Origin of the sequence: Leptolyngbya sp. AN02str (genome assembly GCF_050565595.1) — a bacterium.
Taxonomy (GTDB): Bacteria; Cyanobacteriota; Cyanobacteriia; order Elainellales; family Elainellaceae; genus Kaiparowitsia.
On the sequence record NZ_JBNXVR010000021.1, the window covers coordinates 20,626 to 37,005 of the forward strand.

At 48.1% G+C, this 16,380-nt stretch carries 17 protein-coding genes; 12 read left to right on the forward strand and 5 right to left on the reverse strand.

Annotation, left to right across the window (positions count from 1 at the left end; genetic code table 11):
- The first annotated feature begins 841 nt into the window (after nucleotides 1-841).
- Genes ACQ4M4_RS16375 through ACQ4M4_RS16385 form a run of 3 tightly spaced genes read left to right on the forward strand, consistent with a single transcriptional unit; the run spans nucleotide 842 to nucleotide 3,512 of the window.
- The gene (locus tag ACQ4M4_RS16375; RefSeq protein WP_430685511.1) at nucleotides 842-1,921 is read left to right on the forward strand and encodes a VapE domain-containing protein; all 1,080 of its coding nucleotides are present in this window, start codon (nucleotides 842-844) and stop codon (nucleotides 1,919-1,921) included.
- The gene (locus ACQ4M4_RS16380) at nucleotides 1,875-2,576 is read left to right on the forward strand and encodes a hypothetical protein (protein ID WP_430685512.1); all 702 of its coding nucleotides are present in this window, start codon (nucleotides 1,875-1,877) and stop codon (nucleotides 2,574-2,576) included. Before ACQ4M4_RS16375 ends, ACQ4M4_RS16380 begins: the two co-directional genes overlap by 47 nt.
- A 15-nt stretch (nucleotides 2,577-2,591) precedes the next feature.
- Nucleotides 2,592-3,512 carry a hypothetical protein gene (locus tag ACQ4M4_RS16385; protein ID WP_430685513.1) on the forward strand — a complete coding sequence of 307 codons (921 nt, stop codon included), beginning with the start codon at nucleotides 2,592-2,594 and terminating at the stop codon, nucleotides 3,510-3,512.
- A 29-nt stretch (nucleotides 3,513-3,541) separates the two neighbouring features.
- Here the strand turns inward: ACQ4M4_RS16385 and ACQ4M4_RS16390 are convergent, their stop codons facing one another.
- The gene (locus tag ACQ4M4_RS16390; RefSeq protein WP_430685514.1) at nucleotides 3,542-3,757 is read right to left on the reverse strand and encodes a hypothetical protein; all 216 of its coding nucleotides are present in this window, start codon (nucleotides 3,755-3,757) and stop codon (nucleotides 3,542-3,544) included.
- A gap of 294 nt (nucleotides 3,758-4,051) precedes the next feature.
- Between ACQ4M4_RS16390 and ACQ4M4_RS16395 the strand changes: the two genes are divergently transcribed.
- Nucleotides 4,052-6,769, forward strand: a complete 2,718-nt coding sequence (locus ACQ4M4_RS16395) for a DNA methyltransferase (RefSeq protein WP_430685515.1) — start codon at nucleotides 4,052-4,054, stop codon at nucleotides 6,767-6,769.
- Between the two features lie 143 nt (nucleotides 6,770-6,912).
- On the opposite strand, the gene ACQ4M4_RS16400 is transcribed toward ACQ4M4_RS16395, so the two are convergent.
- Nucleotides 6,913-7,746 carry a DUF3800 domain-containing protein gene (locus ACQ4M4_RS16400; RefSeq protein WP_430685516.1) on the reverse strand — a complete coding sequence of 278 codons (834 nt, stop codon included), beginning with the start codon at nucleotides 7,744-7,746 and terminating at the stop codon, nucleotides 6,913-6,915.
- A 165-nt stretch (nucleotides 7,747-7,911) separates the two neighbouring features.
- Here ACQ4M4_RS16400 and ACQ4M4_RS16405 point away from each other — a divergent pair, with 165 nt between their 5' ends.
- Nucleotides 7,912-8,607, forward strand: coding sequence for a DUF433 domain-containing protein (locus tag ACQ4M4_RS16405; protein ID WP_430685517.1), 696 nt, complete (start codon nucleotides 7,912-7,914; stop codon nucleotides 8,605-8,607).
- Entirely contained in the window at nucleotides 8,604-9,026 is a 423-nt protein-coding gene (locus ACQ4M4_RS16410) for a hypothetical protein (protein ID WP_430685518.1), read from the forward strand. Before ACQ4M4_RS16405 ends, ACQ4M4_RS16410 begins: the two co-directional genes overlap by 4 nt.
- Before the next feature lie 70 nt (nucleotides 9,027-9,096).
- Here the strand turns inward: ACQ4M4_RS16410 and ACQ4M4_RS16415 are convergent, their stop codons facing one another.
- Nucleotides 9,097-9,378, reverse strand: a complete 282-nt coding sequence (locus ACQ4M4_RS16415) for a hypothetical protein (protein WP_430685519.1) — start codon at nucleotides 9,376-9,378, stop codon at nucleotides 9,097-9,099.
- Nucleotides 9,379-9,547: 169 nt separating this feature from the next.
- On the opposite strand from ACQ4M4_RS16415, the gene ACQ4M4_RS16420 reads away from it, so the two are divergent.
- Nucleotides 9,548-9,739: a ribbon-helix-helix domain-containing protein gene (locus tag ACQ4M4_RS16420; protein ID WP_430685520.1), complete on the forward strand. Its 192-nt coding sequence runs from the start codon at nucleotides 9,548-9,550 to the stop codon at nucleotides 9,737-9,739.
- A gap of 338 nt (nucleotides 9,740-10,077) precedes the next feature.
- Here ACQ4M4_RS16420 and ACQ4M4_RS16425 read toward each other — a convergent pair whose 3' ends face one another.
- Both ACQ4M4_RS16425 and ACQ4M4_RS16430 read right to left on the reverse strand, forming a co-directional pair.
- Complete coding sequence (locus tag ACQ4M4_RS16425) at nucleotides 10,078-10,317, reverse strand: hypothetical protein (RefSeq protein ID WP_430685521.1); 240 nt, start codon at nucleotides 10,315-10,317, stop codon at nucleotides 10,078-10,080.
- 96 nt (nucleotides 10,318-10,413) lie between these two features.
- Nucleotides 10,414-11,379, reverse strand: a complete 966-nt coding sequence (locus tag ACQ4M4_RS16430) for a LysR family transcriptional regulator (protein WP_430685522.1) — start codon at nucleotides 11,377-11,379, stop codon at nucleotides 10,414-10,416.
- Between the two features lie 295 nt (nucleotides 11,380-11,674).
- Between ACQ4M4_RS16430 and ACQ4M4_RS16435 the strand changes: the two genes are divergently transcribed.
- The 5 genes from ACQ4M4_RS16435 to ACQ4M4_RS16455 all read left to right on the forward strand — a co-directional run bounded on the left by ACQ4M4_RS16435 (nucleotide 11,675) and on the right by ACQ4M4_RS16455 (nucleotide 15,987).
- Nucleotides 11,675-13,006: a Na+/H+ antiporter NhaC family protein gene (locus tag ACQ4M4_RS16435; RefSeq protein WP_430685523.1), complete on the forward strand. Its 1,332-nt coding sequence runs from the start codon at nucleotides 11,675-11,677 to the stop codon at nucleotides 13,004-13,006.
- Nucleotides 12,997-13,299: an urease subunit gamma gene (ureA, locus tag ACQ4M4_RS16440; protein ID WP_430685524.1), complete on the forward strand. Its 303-nt coding sequence runs from the start codon at nucleotides 12,997-12,999 to the stop codon at nucleotides 13,297-13,299. Before ACQ4M4_RS16435 ends, ureA begins: the two co-directional genes overlap by 10 nt.
- Before the next feature lie 34 nt (nucleotides 13,300-13,333).
- Entirely contained in the window at nucleotides 13,334-13,720 is a 387-nt protein-coding gene (locus ACQ4M4_RS16445; protein ID WP_430685525.1) for an urease subunit beta, read from the forward strand.
- A 64-nt stretch (nucleotides 13,721-13,784) separates the two neighbouring features.
- Nucleotides 13,785-14,585 (forward strand): FkbM family methyltransferase, encoded by an 801-nt coding sequence (locus ACQ4M4_RS16450; protein ID WP_430685526.1) that lies wholly within the window; start codon nucleotides 13,785-13,787, stop codon nucleotides 14,583-14,585.
- 148 nt (nucleotides 14,586-14,733) lie between these two features.
- Nucleotides 14,734-15,987, forward strand: coding sequence for a class I SAM-dependent methyltransferase (locus tag ACQ4M4_RS16455; protein ID WP_430685527.1), 1,254 nt, complete (start codon nucleotides 14,734-14,736; stop codon nucleotides 15,985-15,987).
- The last annotated feature ends 393 nt before the right edge of the window (nucleotides 15,988-16,380 follow it).

Consider the following 16,380-nt stretch of genomic DNA (forward strand, 5'->3'; position numbering starts at 1 on the left):
ACATTCATCACCATCCAGATTTTGAAGCGCGTTCCTGAGTCTGTGATTGCCAAGTGGTGTGATACCAGTGTGCAGATGATTCAGCGGCATTATGCCGACTTCCTCAAGATGATGAGTTTACGACCTGAGGATTGAGGGAACAATTGCCCCTCAATCGCAACTGAAGCTTAAAAGATTCTGAAATAATCTCTTGGCAATGACCAAGAGGGCTTATTTGAGCTAGACTGTGTCCATCTAAAGCCAATCAGGAACGTCTAGCTTAATGCTGGATTACTTAAGGAGTAGTTTCCTCTTAATGTATAACCAAGTTGGCTTTTAGTAGAACTGTAGTGTCGCGAGTGATTCGCACCGCTGAAAGTGATTTTCAGTAGAGCCTTGCTCTAATCGGTTCCTAAGTGTCTTTGAGTGATTCTAGACAGCAGGCGCGATGCCAGCAGCTTAGAGATTTCTGCAAAATGTTTCGCCCGGTTTCGGCTAAGGCGTAGCCTGTGAATCTCTAAATTTGCGTTTGTCGCGTTGCAGGCTATTTGCTGAAGCTAACCGTGGTGATTTGTCCCACTTCAGTTTTGGCAAATCCAAAATGTATTGCACCAAAAAGGAAATTATCCGGCAAACGGGCTTCTCAGCCTCCAGTCTCAAGCGGTTTAGGCTAACTGAAAGATGGATCGAGGGGATTCATTGGGTCAGGGTTGGGACACGAAAGACACTTTATAACCGGGAGCTAGTTCTAGATTGGATTGCCAACCAGAACAATCCCAAGGCTCATCAGAAAGCTATCGAGGTTTATCTCGCCACGCTGCCATCGAATCAACCTTTGAAGCGAGGAAGGAAGGTTGGGTAGATGACACAGCAACCAAGCTCAAGTGAGCAGCATACTCCCATTCCCTGTTCTACTGAGACTCCTTGCATTGTTTGTGGAGCAACAGATAAACCTTGCTACTGGAGCCCCGGAAGGCTGCTTTGTAATAAAGGAGGAAAAGTACCCAAAGGATTTAGAGCAGATGGTCAGGCTCGGAGCAAGCAGTTTGTTTATGTAGCCACTCAACCTGCCAAATCTAATACCAAACCTACTGAACTAGAGGAGGAGCTTTCAGAAAAAGGACAGAAACCTCGCTTATTTCAAGAATTTGAGCTGATTCAGGCAAGGTTAGGCGATCGCCTTCGGTACAACCTGCTAACTAAATCTGTAGAGCTAGATGGACAACCTTTCGATTTGGGGATTGCTAAGGTCGAACTGGTTATAAGTTGGAAAATGCCTCTTAAATCGGGAAGGGAGGACATTGCCGATTTGGTCGCTAAAGTTGCTAAGCAGTCAACCTACTCCCCCGTAGTTGAATACTTGGAAAGCTGCCATCAAAGATTTGGTAAAAACACTTCTATCTTAGAGGGCTTAGCAAGTCGCTACTTTGGGACAGATGAGCCCATATATCAAGCTCTTGTTCAACGATTTCTAATTGCAGCGGTTGCCCGTGCTTATCAACCTGGATGCAAGGTTGATACCGTTTTGATCTTGCAGGGAAAACAAGGTGTTGGAAAATCTAGTTTCTTTCGAGTATTAGCGGGTCAAGCTTGGTTTGATGATTCCCTTGGCAGTATTACTGATAAGGATTCTAGGCTGGTGTTGCACCAAAACTGGATGATTGAATGGGCAGAACTTGAATCCGTTTTCAAGCGGAGAGACTTGAGCCACATCAAAGCATTTCTCTCCTGTCCTGTAGACCAGATCCGAAAACCCTATGGACGTTCTATTGAATCCTTGCGTAGAAGCTCGGTGATTGTCGGGACAACCAATCAGTTTGAATTTTTGGCAGACCCAACAGGCAATCGGCGATTCTGGGTGCTACCTGTATTCAAACCTATTGATTTGAGGCAGCTTGAAGCCGAGCGCGATCAAATCTGGGCAGCTGCTACCGAGCTATAATAAGTCTGGCGAGCAGTGGTGGCTCACGAGTTTGGAAGAGGCCGCAGCTAGCCAAATTCGCGAGCTGTATCAAGTACAGGATTCATGGAGAGAAGCGATCGCTCTGTATGTAGAAGATAAAGATTGCGTCTCTACGTCAGAAATCTTGAAAGCTGCTTTAGAGATTGACCTGAACAAGCAGGATCAAGTCTGTAAGCATCGTGTTGCTAATGTTCTGACCCAACTTGAATGGGAGCCCTGCCACAGTCCTAAACAGCACAAGGGGCGGAAACAGCGGGTGTGGAGACGTAGAACTCATCAGCCAAAGGAAAATCTAGAGCAATCATCTGTTCCAACCGTTCCAAGCAGTTCAAACGTAGAAAACACAATCATTACAGGGGACACTAGCTCTGGAACGGTTGAGCTTCAGCAATCTGTTCCAAGCAGTGTTCTACCTGAAGACCGGATGGCTAAAGCAGTTCAGCCTTCTGGAACGGTTGGAACGGTTACTTCTTCCACAACCTTTCACGTGGGCGATCGCGTGGCTAAAAAAGGAGTTAGGGGTTGGACTGGCAATATCGAGAAGCTTGAAGGGGAATCTGCCTACTTGAAGTGGTATGGAGACAATCAAGCGTCTTGGGTATCGCTCTCTAACCTAGAACACTATTCAAAATAGCCAGGAGTTAAAAATATGGCTTGCTCAGCTGAACAATCAAGGCTGAATGGTGCGAAATCAAGAGGCGCGATTACAGAGCGAGGAAAAGCGATCGCATCTCGCAACGCTACGAAACATGGGCTACTGGCAACTCAGCCGCCTATCCTCGCAACAGAGGATTTGGGAACCTTTCAAGGCATGATGCAAGGGCTGATTGACCAATATCAGCCGCAAAGCCCTATAGAGCATTTGCTGGTTCAGCAAGTGGCAATGGGATGGCAACGATTGCATCGAGTGTGGGGATGTGAGGCGGCGATTGCCAACACCGCAATGCTGAAGCAGGAACGCCAGGAAAAAACCCCAACCATTCGTCACAAATTCTACACAGGTACTCTAGAAAACCCGATCGCTGTTTTGGAGTTAGAACAGGCTGCCTTAAAAACGCTACTCTCTGGTATTGAAGATCAGGTTATATGGGGCATCCCGAAGCGCGGGTTCCAAAAATGGTTAGGTTCCAAAGCTGCGGGTGATTTGCTGAAAACATTGCATCGGTTGATCTCTCAGGCTCTTAAGCACTTTCCAAGTGAAGCCTTGCCGCCATCAGAGGAGTTAAGACGGGGTTTGAACCAGACTCATACTTGGAGCCAGCTCATCCGTTGGAAACAGTCTTGTGAGGACTTTGCAGGAGCAGGTTACGTTTTTCGTTGCTTGGTTCCAGAGCTGCAAAAAACTTGTGTTGAGCGGGTTGGAGAGGTTGAAACAATCTTGAGTGACGTGCGCTGGCTCTCGCAAGCAGCACAAACAGCGGCGATCGCATCCAAAGCCATTCCTCAGGATATTGAACGGCTGAGTCGGTATGAGCGTCATATCTGGCGATCGCTTCAAGATGCAATCGATCGGCTAGACCAAATACAGCGGCAACGGCAAACTACGGGTTCTATGGGTTCGTTTGGCTAGCTGTTGATCCGTTGAGCGATCGCTCTCTCCTACTGCTTCTGGGCGATCCACTCAGCCAACTCTCTACCGTAGTGCTCGTAATCCCTCAGAGCCTCTACTGAGTTGTTAAATCTGTCGACAAATTCTGGGCTCCCATTGTTGCCAAGACTCAGATTGCAATTCAACAACTCGTTGAGCTGTTTCGTGGCAATTTGAAATGCCCGTTGCCGTTTTGCCAATTCTGGCTCATAAGGATCGATAGCCATTAGCGCTTCACTTCTTGCTCTTAAACATCATCAGCAAATGCCCTGCCATCCTTTCAGACGAAAGGTGTGGCAAGTTTTGAGGCAAATGCCCGTATTGAGCATTCCCTAAATTGCTATGAAACAGCACCACAAGCCGTCAAAATGCCCAGGCTACAGCTCGTTACGCTCTGTTCCAAGCCATGATGAAATGTTGCGTTTCTGCACAAATTACGTCAAACGCTAACCCCGATTGATGGTTTTGTAGAAATTCTGCCAAAACTGAGTAAGCGAATACTCCCCCCTTGCTGACTGCCGATGAGCAATACTGCCGAATGCCTCCAAACGTTTGTCCAATTCTGCAAAACCCACATCACTGGAGATGAAAAGAGTGAAGCCCAAACATTCCTCGATCGCTTTTTTCGGGCGTTTGGGCATGAGGGAGCGATGGAAGCCGGGGCGACCTACGAGAAGCGGATTGAGAAGGGTAGTAAGAAGGGCAAAACAGGATTTGCAGATTTAGTTTGGAAGCCCCGTGTACTGATCGAGATGAAGAAGCGGGGAGCCGATCTGAGCAAGCATTACTCCCAAGCGTTTGACTATTGGCAACGGGCAGTTCCAAATCGGCCTCGCTATGTGATGCTGTGCAATTTTGATGAGTTTTGGATTTATGACTTTGACCTCCAGATCGATACGCCGATCGATATGGTGGCGTTGGCGCAATTGCCCGATCGCGCCAGTGTGTTTGGCTTTATGGAGCTGAACGAGCGAAAGCCTGTTTTTAAGAACAATCAGGTAGAGGTGACAGAAAAGGCGGCGCGACGGTTGGGGCAAAACCTGTATCCGGCATTGTGCGATCGCCTCATGCGCTCCTTACGACTGGATAAGGCAGAGGCCAGCCAAATTGCTCAGCGGTTTGTGCTGCAATGCGTGTTGGCGATGTTTGCCGAAGATCGGGGACTGTTGCCCAACAGCCTATTTGTGCGATGTGTGCAGGATTGTATCGCGGGTGAAAGCTCGTTTGATGTGATATCAACGGGGCTGTTTCGCCACATGAATACACCGGGCATTACGCCTGCTGGACGCTTTCAAGGGGTGGATTATTTTAATGGTGGGCTGTTTGCAACCATTGATGAAATTGAACTGACGCGAGAAGAGCTAAAAATTTTAGAAGTTGCCTCTCTGGAGGATTGGAGCAAGGTACGTCCTGCAATTTTTGGCAATATTTTTGAATCGGCAATTGATGAGGCACAACGCCACGCCCACGGCATTCACTACACTGCCGAGGCAGACATTATGAAGATCGTTCGCCCAACGATTTCGCGCTATTGGGAAGAGAGAATTGAACAGGCAAATACGATCGCAGAACTGGAAGCGCTGCAACTGGAATTGCAAACCTATCGAGTGTTAGATCCGGCATGTGGATCGGGCAATTTTTTGTACATTGCCTATCAGGAACTCAAGCAAATTGAGCAAGATTTGCTCGACAAAATTGCAGAACGGCGTAGATCGCCCCGCGACCAACAGCAACTTAGCTTTGTCACTCCGCTGCAATTTTTTGGGATTGATAACAATCCTTTTGCGGTGGAACTAGCCCGAGTAACGCTGATGATTGCACGAAAAGTGGCGATCGATCGTTTGGGATTGTTTGAGCCTGCGCTACCACTGGACACACTCGATCAAAATATCGTCTGCAAAGATGCACTATTCACCGATTGGCCCAAAGCTGATGCGATTATAGGCAATCCGCCATTTCTTGGTGGGTATCGAATCCGTCAAGAGCTTGGCAAAGAGTACCTTACAAAAATCTCTCATTTTTTTCCAGAGGTTAAAGGACAGGTGGATTTTTGCACCTACTGGTTTCGTCTTGCTCACAATCAATTGCATGAACATGGTAGAGCTGGTTTAGTTGGAACAAATACAATTAGCCAGGGCCAAAGCAGAAGTGCTGCCTTGCAATACATTGTCAATCACAATGGATGGATTTACGAAGCAACATCCAGTCAGCCGTGGTCTGGAGACGCCAATGTTCATGTCAGTTTAGTTAACTGGTGTAAGCATCCTGTCAAAATATCTTATTTGGATAATAAAGAAGTTCTAAGTATTAATTCATCTCTTCAATCTTCAATCGATGTATCTCGCGCTCACAGAATTGAAGCTAATAAGAATACTTGCTTCGAAGGAGTAAAGCCTTATGGAAAAGACTTTATTGTTTCTGAGAATAAAGCAGTGGAATGGATTTTAGAAAAAGAGTCCAACAGCCAGGTGCTTAAGAAATTTTCAATGGGAAAGAACTTGGCTGCTAATCCTCATGGAATTCCTGATAGATGGATTGTTGATTTTGATTGGAGGTCTATTGAAGAAGCTAGCAGTTATTCTGCTCCATTTAGGCATATCGAAGCTTATGTTAAGCCAGTCAGACAGACAAGCAAGTATCAGAAGATTAGTGAACGTTGGTGGCTGTATGAAAGAAATCGGCCAGAAATGAGAAAAGCTCTAAGAAAGCTAGATTATTGTTTTGCAGTTCCACGTGTTTCAAAATGGGCTTTTTTCATTAAGTTTCCAACAGAATGGCTACCTGGAGATAAAACGTTAGTTATTCTATCTCAAGACTTCTACATATTTGGCATCTTAAATTCTGCTATGCATCGAGTGTGGTTGCATGCTCAAAAATCCACCCTGAAAGCTGATATTGCTTACACCCATAACTCATGTTTTGAAACCTTTCCTTTTCCTCAAATACCATCTAAGGGTTTGGTTGAGAAAATTCGGGCGGGGGCGATCGCCCTTCATGAATATCGCAGCAAGGAAATGGAGCAAAAGCAGTGGGGCATTACCAAACTCTACAATGCCTACTTTCATGAGCCTGCTAGCCAACTCTACAAGCTCCACAAACAGCTCGATGCACTGGTGATGCAAGCCTATGGCTTTGGCCCCGATGATGACATTCTGGAAAAGTTGCTTGCCCTCAACCTAGAACTTGCGGAAAAAGAATCCCGTGGCGAATCCATCATTGGCCCATGGGCACCTAGTTAACTGATATAGCACTGATGTGCCATCAAAACAGTTGTGTGATAATTTATATAGACCCTATTGTTTGCGAAGTCCTAAGTTCCACTTGGGATACGCTAAAGGCAATCGCTTCGGCGATCGGCCCACGGCATAGCAACAATGGGGTTTCATTTTGTTTTGCTTGTATCAATTTCATATTCGGATGGAATGAACAGCCAGTGCCGATAGGGATGCCGCCATCGGTTCTGAATATCGTTCTGATCTCCTGTTGAAACGCCAATATTAAATCCAGGATAGATCTCACGGATTCGCTGGTTGATCTGTTTGTACAGCTTCTCCTTTGCAATTGTTCTTTGGCCTCTACGCTTGCTTCCATCAGGTTTTTCCAGGTGCATATCATTAAGCCTAAAAGCCATTGCACCCAAAATAATATCTAGACCTTGAATAATCGTATGTTTAGATGAATCAATTTCTGAAATTCGGTCAAGCTTTAATCGAATCTTAGCTTCTATAAACTGCTTGTTGTTGTTCAATCCCAGCAGATATTGTTTAAAAGTAGCTGATTTCTCCCTTGTGTCAGGTAGCTGATCTAAATTGATTTGAAGTGTAACTGGTTCCTGCTTGGGATTAGAATATAACAACCCAAAAGCATGTTTTAAAAATTGGTAATATAGCAAAAAATACGAGTTTTGCGTTTGTTCACGGCTCAATCCAGTTGGTTTGTATCGATTCTGCGTGAACATCACTCTGATTTTAATTTTGTTCGAAGCAATTAAATCAAAATACGTGTTAATAAAATCTTGGTATTTTTCAAGATATTGGGAGCTGACTCTTGACCACTTTAATTCCTTCTGTAAATTTAGTTCAGATTTTCTTTGGTTAAGGATCGTCTCCACCTCAAAAAGATCCTCAGAACGAACTAATGCTCCTCCATAAAAGTTTGAGAAAAAACGTCCTTCGCTAATGGATTCGTCGCAATAAATAATGTATGCCTTAGACACTAGTTTGATGCTATTTTTTAACGTGGCTCGCATGTAAAGATAGTATATTAGCACTAATCAAATAGGTGCAATTATATAATTCAGCTAAACAGACACTATTAATACAAGTGAAATTTGAGAAAATGTAGAGAAAGTTCTGCCGGGAATGGAAAGCGTAAGCAACTGATGGTGAAGTGGGATGAGGATATTTACAATACTCCGGCGTATCCGGTTACGGATGCTGCCCGGTATTTGGGCATCCCCGTTGTAACGCTGCGATCGTGGTTGAAGAGCCGCCCTAGTGCTGACAATAACGATCAGCCAGCTTTAGAACCGTTAATTCAGCGTCCCGATCCAAACTTGCCTCAGCTTTCGTTTACCAACTTGGTAGAGGCTCACGTCCTGCGAATTATTCGAGCAACTCATGGAGTCAAGCTAGACAAGGTTCGCAAAGCTTTGGACTACATGAGCCAGCAGTTTGATACCGCTCACCCACTCGTCATGAAGCGTTTTCAAACCGATGGAGTTGACCTGTTTGTAGACCAAATGGATCGGCTGGTAAACGTTTCCCGCTCGGGTCAGCTTGCCATGCGTGAAACCTTAAAGCATCTGCTGACTCGCGTTGAGTGGGATGAAGAGGGAATTGCAACTCGCTTTTTCCCGTTGATTGAGTCCGTACCCGAATCGGAGAAGGTGATCTTCCTTGATCCAGCCATTCGGTTTGGTAAGCCTGTAATTGCAGGGACAGGCATTCCGACAGCATCCATCGTTAGCCTTATCGATGCTGGGGATGAAATCGAAGACGTTGCAGACGAATTCGATTGCACTCCTGCACAGGTAAGAGCCGCTATTCAGTTTGAAGCTCAAAATCGCGCCGCGTGACCGCATCCGATCGCCCTACCTTTTTTATTGACTGGTGCCTTGGTAAGTCAGTTGCAAGTGCGTTAATTGTGGCGGGTGCCAAAGTTGAGCATCATGGCGATCACTTCGCCCAAAACATGCTCGATGTCAATTGGCTTCCTATCGTAGGCGATCGCGGCTGGATTGTGCTGACAAAAGATCAAGCACTCGGGACAAACGAACTGGAGTTGAGGGCGATCGCCAGTGCCAATGTCAAAGTTTTCTCATTGGTTTCGGGCAACCTTACCCGTCAGCAGATGGCAGCATTGTTTGCCAAATCCCTTAACCAGTTAGAGAAGTTTGCGAAAGGCAACCAAGCTCCCTTCATCGCCAAGGTCTACAGAAACGGCAGAGTTCAACTTTGGCGCAGCCAAACTCAACTGCTCAAGCTTTTGGACTAAGCCAAAGGCTCGATCGCAAAAAAGCCCAGCCAATAGACTGGGCTTGCAGCAAAAGCAGTTATTCGCCCATTTACTCAGAAGTTACGATTCGCTTGGTTAGGATTCGCATAACCTCACCAGGGTTAATCGTGGGCAACTGCCTCGACCATTCCTCTGGTCGAGCATAACCAAGCTGGAATAAAGACATCACGAAATTGTTCACTACCTGAGGAGAGCCGATCGCCAGCACCCGCAAAATCTCAGGTGAGGGGCGATCGCGCAAATCGATCAACGGTTGAGGAATCTCCTCAGCCAGCACTTTGGCTAAAGCTGGATCAACCGAACAATCAGCCCGTTTTACATCTGTCATCATAGGTTTATCTCCATTGTGGGATAGCCCCATCCGTACGCCTTCCAAACGAGCGGGTGGGGTTTGATTTTGGATGTTAGCACTTATTTGATATGTATTTGTGTCATATTAGGCCACATAAGGTCTAGTCTTGGCTAGAGTGACCCTTCAACGGCTAAAAGTGGTTTGATGGATGGGTGAAGGCATGATGATGGAAATGAAGCGACTAGCCGCCTATTTACCCGATCCGGTCTATGAGGAGCTTGAGAAGTGGGCTACAGATGAAAAGCGTAGCCTAAGCAATCTCGTGGGCTATTTGCTTGAAGCCGCTGTAAGAGAACGACAGAAAAGCAAATCTGAGGTCGAGCCCACAACAGAGAAATGAAGTTGGCCTATCGTCCTGCTTTGAAACAGGAGTTCCATCACTATGGAACCCGGTGTCAGATATTCAAACTCAAATATTAAGCAATGGTAAAGCTGAAATTTTGGGTGTAAATTGGGTGTAATTTTTGTGCGCGATCGCTAAAAGCATTGATGTATAAGGATTGTATTTATCCTTCCAAGCTAATGATCGGGGTTCGATTCCCCGTGCCCGCTTATTAAACTGAATCCCTGAAAGTGAGAACTTTCAGAGGGTTTATTTTTAGGGAGTGATAGGCGATGGCCCCGTGATGTTGTGTTGAATTTCACTGGTGTTGAATGTTGCTGACAACGTAGCTTGGTTCAATTGCTTTCCTTTGCCCATTGCTCCTGTTGTTTTTGCTGATAGGTTTGAATTTCTGCATCAACGGCTGGGTCGTTTTCAAAAGTGGAGCAAACGCCATCGCTACCCATGGGATGTACGGCACAGTAAAGCAGCGGATTGCGAGTGTAAAAGCAGCAGCGATCGCACTCTGGCTGCTTTTGAAACAAGGTTTGTGTTGGAGAGAATAGGCCGTTTGGGCTGGATGGGTCTTGCAGCATGGAAGTTTTGAAACAGTGTTTGCATAGTATTCCCACGACTGCTCCATCACACAGAATTCAAAATCCAGATTTCATGATGGGATGTGAACGGGTGAGTTATGAACGTTGCGATGATACAACTCCTGGGGATCGCTGGGTGGGAACGTCCATGAGCTGCATGTCTTGAAACACTGCTTTGAGGACGTTGAGGAAGGCAAAGGTGGCGCGAGAGAGCAACATATCGGCAGGAAGGGCGATCGCCATGACTCGTTCTAACGGGACTGGCAAACTGCGCACTTGGATATCGGGAGGGATGGGTTCGGCAGCGAGACGGGCCATGATGGCTGCGCCCAAGCCCTGCTGCACCATGCTAATCACCGTAGAATCTTGCTGCACTTCGTAGGCGACCTTAAGCTGCTGACCAAATTGCTCCAAATGCTCTGTAATAACGCGAGTGTGACGGTGGGGCGGTGCCGAGGGTGTGGTAATCATCGGCAGGTTGGAAAGATGTTCCCAAGTGAGGGGTGCGTCGTTTGTTAGGCTTTCTGGCGGCAGCAGCACCACAAATTCATCCCGAAATGTTTCCCATACATCCAGGTTGTGGGTGGTGGGCAAAATGGTGAAGCCAATGTCAGCTTGTCCTTCGCTGAGCGCCTGTTCGACCACGGTATAGACCGGATGCTCGGTAATGGTGACGGTGATATTGGGAAAGGTTTGCCGAAATCGGGCAATGACTTTGGGAAGCAAATGAGTTGCCACACTCCGAACGGCCGCAATCCGCACTTGACCACTTTCGAGGCCGCGATCGCGATTTGCCTTTTGGTGCATGGAATCCAGCAGTTGCAGAATGTGTTGAGCGTCAACCAATATCTCTTGACCGATCGCAGTTAGGGTTGCGCCATGCCGCCCTCGGCTCATGAGTACCACACCCAGTTCTTCTTCTAGTGTGGCGATCGCGTGGCTGACGGTGGATTGTGATAGACCCAAATCCAGCGATGCGACGGTAAAGTTACCGGACTGCGCCACTGCGACAAACGAGCGCAACTGCGAAATTTTGAGATTGCTATCACTCAATTGGCCCATCGGTTTTCTGATGCCCACTGCGCTACGCCTCAACCATGACCGATGCCCGGAATTATATCCATCGATTATATGAATGGAATAAATGCACCCTGTGCGTTGTTGGCAACCCCGGTTGGTTTCTACAGTGAGGCAAGTCTGAATGCTGTGAGGGTTTTGGATTTTGGATTTGCGATGAATTCTGGTTATCTCTGTCTCCCATGCCTCCTCACATTAGAAGCCGACTCCAGCCTTCCCGAACCCCTAACTCCTAGCCCCTTCCCCACTTCCTACTCCCGATTCCCTCTTCCCCTTCCTCATGCTCGTCACCCTTCTCCTGTCCTTTGGTCTGCTGCTCTGGAGTGCGCTTCAGGGTGTTTTCGTGGCCTATCCGTTGCTGGTGTCGATGGCGCTATTCATGTTGGTGCTGATGCGGCATGGATTTACGCTGCGGGAGTTGGGCAGGATGGCGATCGCGGGTGGAAAAAAGTCCTTTCCGGTGATTTCGGTGCTGCTGCTGATAGGGGCGGTGACTGCGAGTTGGATGGCGGCGGGAACGGTTCCGGCGATCATGTATTACGGGTTGCAGGTGGTGCATCCGCGCAGCTTTGTGCCGGTGGCGTTTCTGCTGAGTAGTGGCGTGTCGCTACTGATTGGCACGTCGTTTGGCACGGTGGGCACCATTGGTGTGGCGCTTATGATGATGGCATCGGGAGATGGGGGTGGAATGCAGACCCATCTGGTGGCGGGGGCGATTATTGCAGGAGCCTATGTGGGCGATCGCGCCTCTCCCATGTCATCCAGTGCGGTGTTGGTGGCGATCGCCACAGAGACGCATCTATATCGCAACATTCGGCGGATGTGGCAGAGTTCGCTGCTACCGCTGGCGGCAACGATCGCAATCTATACCGTTGTGTCGTGGTTGAGTCCGGTTTCGCTGACCCAGTCGAGCTTGCTCACGGATATTCCGGCAGAGTTTCAAGTAAGTCCGTTGGCTCTGCTGCCTGCGGGGATCGTTTTGGTGCTGTCGCTGCGGCAGATCGAGGTGAAGCGCTCCATGCTGGTGAGTACGGCTGTGGCGATCGCCCTTTCCTACTTCTATCAACACAACACGCTGCTTCAGATTGCCCAATTCCTTACGTTGGGCTTTCGGTTGCCCGAGTCCTCCCCGTTGAACCCGATTTTGCTAGGGGGTGGCTTGCTGGCCATGCTGCGGGTGTCGCTGGTGGTGGTCATCTCTACAGCATTTGTGGGCATCTTTGCTGGGACTGGGGTGCTGCATCGCATCGAACCCGTGGTGGAGCGGGCAAAAACGAAGGGCGATCGCTTCTTGGGCACCTGCATCATTGGCACCGCAGCCGCCGCCTTTGGCTGCACCCAAACCATCGCCATTCTGCTCACTCAGCACATCGTTGAGAAGAAGTATGAAGAAACCGAGCCCAATGGCGACAATCTGGCGCTTGACCTAGAAAATACGGTAGTTGTAATCTCTCCGTTAATTCCCTGGAATATTGCAGGGCTGGTTCCCGCTACAATTTTGGGCACCAATGCCGGGTTCATCCCATTTGCCTGCTATCTTTATCTCGTTCCCTTGTTTACCCTGATCTCCCTCAGGTTGCGCCCGACTCACCAACCACACCTATGCAACTGACTCCGCAAGAAAAAGACAAGCTGCTCATTTTTACCGCTGCACTTTTAGCTGAACGTCGCAAAGCCAAAGGGCTTAAGCTCAACTACCCAGAAGCCGTGGCCTACATTTCTGCTGCCATTTTGGAAGGGGCGCGTGAGGGGCGGACTGTGGCCGAACTCATGACCTATGGCACCACGCTACTGTCCAAAGAGGATGTGATGGATGGAATTGCAGAGATGGTGCACGAAGTGCAGGTAGAAGCGACGTTTCCCGATGGCACCAAACTGGTGACAGTGCACGATCCCATTCGCTAATTCGCTGTTGAGAATTCTATCTAGGTGAACCCTCATGATTCCTGGAGAACTGATTGTTGATGCCGGTGAGATTGAACTCAATGCCGGTCGTCCTACGGTTACGCTTACCGTGGCCAACACGGGCGATCGCCCGATTCAGGTTGGCTCCCATTTCCATTTTTTTGAAGTGAACAGCGCCCTCCAGTTCGATCGCGAGCAGTCGTTGGGCATGCGGTTGGATATTCCGGCTGGCACCGCAGTGCGGTTCGAACCTGGCGATGAAAAAGAAGTCACATTAGTAGCTTTGGCCGGGAGCCGCGAAGTGTATGGCTTTAATGCCAAGATCGAAGGCTCATTGGATAAAGCAGCCAAAAAAATGAGCAAGCTGGATTCCAAATCTGACGAGAAAAAGAAAGCCGACGCGAAGAAAAAGAAAAAATAAGCCGCGTTTTAGCGTAACCACTGTCCGGTAGAGTAATGACGGACTCTGACCGATGAGGGTGGTCATGCTGCGCGTTACGTTGCCCAATGGATTGGATTGCTTTTGCCTGTCGGCCAAAGAAACCGAGTGGATCTACGCCGAAGTGTTTACCGAAAAGCACTACTTGCGGCGTGGAATTTCGCTGAAGGATGGCGACTGTATCGTTGATGTGGGGGCAAATATTGGTCTATTTGCGGTGTATTTAAGCCAAAACTATCCCCACAGCACAATTTATAGTTTTGAGCCGATGCTGCCGACTTTTGAGGTGCTTGAGTTCAACTTGGATTTGCATCAGGCTAAAAACGTCACAGCGTTGAACTATGGCATTAGCACCCACAATCAAACTGAAGTGGAGTTTACCTACTACCCTAACCTGCCAGGAAACTCCACCATTCATCCTCAGGAAAAGCAAGAGCATTTGGAGGTGCTGGGCGATGCGCTGGGCCAACAAACGGTGGAGTTTTTGTTTGAAGGGGAGAAACTGAAGGCAGAGTTGCGATCGCTCTCCTCTGTTATTCAAGATTTGGCCCTTGAGACCATCGACCTGCTCAAGGTGGATGTGGAAGGCGAAGAATACTCGGTATTGGCAGGCATTGGCAAGCAAGATTGGCCCAAGATTCGGCAAGTGGTGCTGGAAGTTCACGATATTGATGGCCGCTTGGAGCGGATTTGCACCCTGCTCAACACTCACGGATTTGATGTATTCACCGAGCAAAGTCCCTTTTCGCCCTATCCGTTGAATCAGCATTATGTGTATGCTTCCAGGGATGGCCTCGATCGAACCGCCGATCAAGGAAATGTTCAAGGGGCCGAAGCCAAGCCATAAGGTCTTGGAGTTGCTTGTGTGGCAGTAACGTCAGGTGCGATCGCTCACCTCTTCTTCCCCAGGTCTACCAATAGGCGGCACACCCCAGCGCCACACTCCCAGGCAGCCATATTAGAATCTGCAAGTTGGTTACAGGAGGGTTTGCATAATGGGGCAGCTATCAGTAGGTGAGCGGTATTTAAATGGGCTATTTAGCCTCATTGAAGATGGCTATCTTACGGTTACAAATCCAAAAGGGCAGATATCGACCTTTGGCAATCCCGATTCGCAGCCGCAGGTTCATCTCATCATTCGCAATCCTGACACGTACGATCGCGTGTTGACCTTTGGCGCCTTGGGCTTTTGCGAAGCCTACATGGATGGCTGGTGGGATGAAGCCTCCAACAACTTAGTGGAATTAATTGGCCTGTTTTATCGCAACAAGGTGTATTCCAAGGCAACATCCCTGGTCACGCCACAGCTCATTTTCAAAGTCTTGACTCAGCGGCTATTAACCGTGCCAACGCTGATTCAAAATAGTCGCAAAAACGTTCAGTATCACTACGATTTGGGCAACGACTTTTATCAAAAAATTCTGGATCCAACCCTGACCTATTCCTGCGGTTACCGCATTCACGAAACCGATTCGCTAGAGACAATGCAGCGGCAAAAGTACGAGCTGATTTGTCAAAAGCTCGCGCTAAAACCAGACGAAACGCTGATTGATATTGGCTGTGGCTGGGGCGGCATGCTGGTGTACGCCGCAGAAAACTATGGCATTCGTGGAACGGGCATTACGCTTAGTTTGGAGCAGGCGGCTTTGGCCAAAGAGCGCATTGCCCAACGAGGATTGAGCGATCGCATCTCCATCGAAATTGTGGACTATCGCGAAATCACCGGCCAGTACGACAAGTTTGTCAGCATTGGCATGTTTGAGCATGTAGGCAAAGATAACTTTGGTACCTTCATGCAAAAAGCAGCTGAGCTGCTGAAGCCCAACGGTGTTGGCGTGTTGCACACCATCGTCACCGAAAGCAACGAGCGCAATGGTGCCTGGGTCGATAAATACATCTTTCCAGGGGGCTGTGCGCCGCAGCTACACGAACTGTCGCGCGAGCTACGCCTTGCCAAGCTTCCCGTTGCTAACTGCGAAAACCTAAAGCCCCACTACGCCGAAACCCTCAAGTACTGGGCCGACAACTTTGTCGCAAATTGGAATCACATTCAAGCGCTCGATCCAAAATATACCGAGCGGTTCTACCGCATGTGGTACCTATATTTGCAATCCTTCGAGGCTTCGTTCCGATATGGCAGCTTGCACGTGTATCAACTGCTGTTTTACAAAGGCAAGCAGTGGGTGTTGAACATGCCGCTGGAGGTGTCGGCAACAACGGTGCGCTCTGCGGCTGCGGCTAGCAAGTAGCGTTTTACCCTTAATTCTTTGCACTCTCTACAACTCGTTGCACAAGAAATTGGTGCAACGAGTTTTTTGCTTTTCAAGGCAATATCGTTGCCTCAGCCCAAACTCAAGGCAGCGGAATCATTAGGTGTTGTGTCAGCTGTATGGATGGTGGATTTGGGAAAGAGACTGTGTTCCTTGTTCCTTGTTCACATCCACTGCCTCATCTATCAAACACAACCGAAAGTATCAGCCTAATAAATGTTGAAAAAAGATTTAATCAACAGACTATAGAAGTATGACTCAGGTATGAAGGCTTTTTATATTAACTGGTTGAAGAATAACTAAACCGTTTGTGGATGCAACTTTTAACAAAAAGAACTCGTTCTTGACGCCAACTCTTAAGTTTATCTCTGT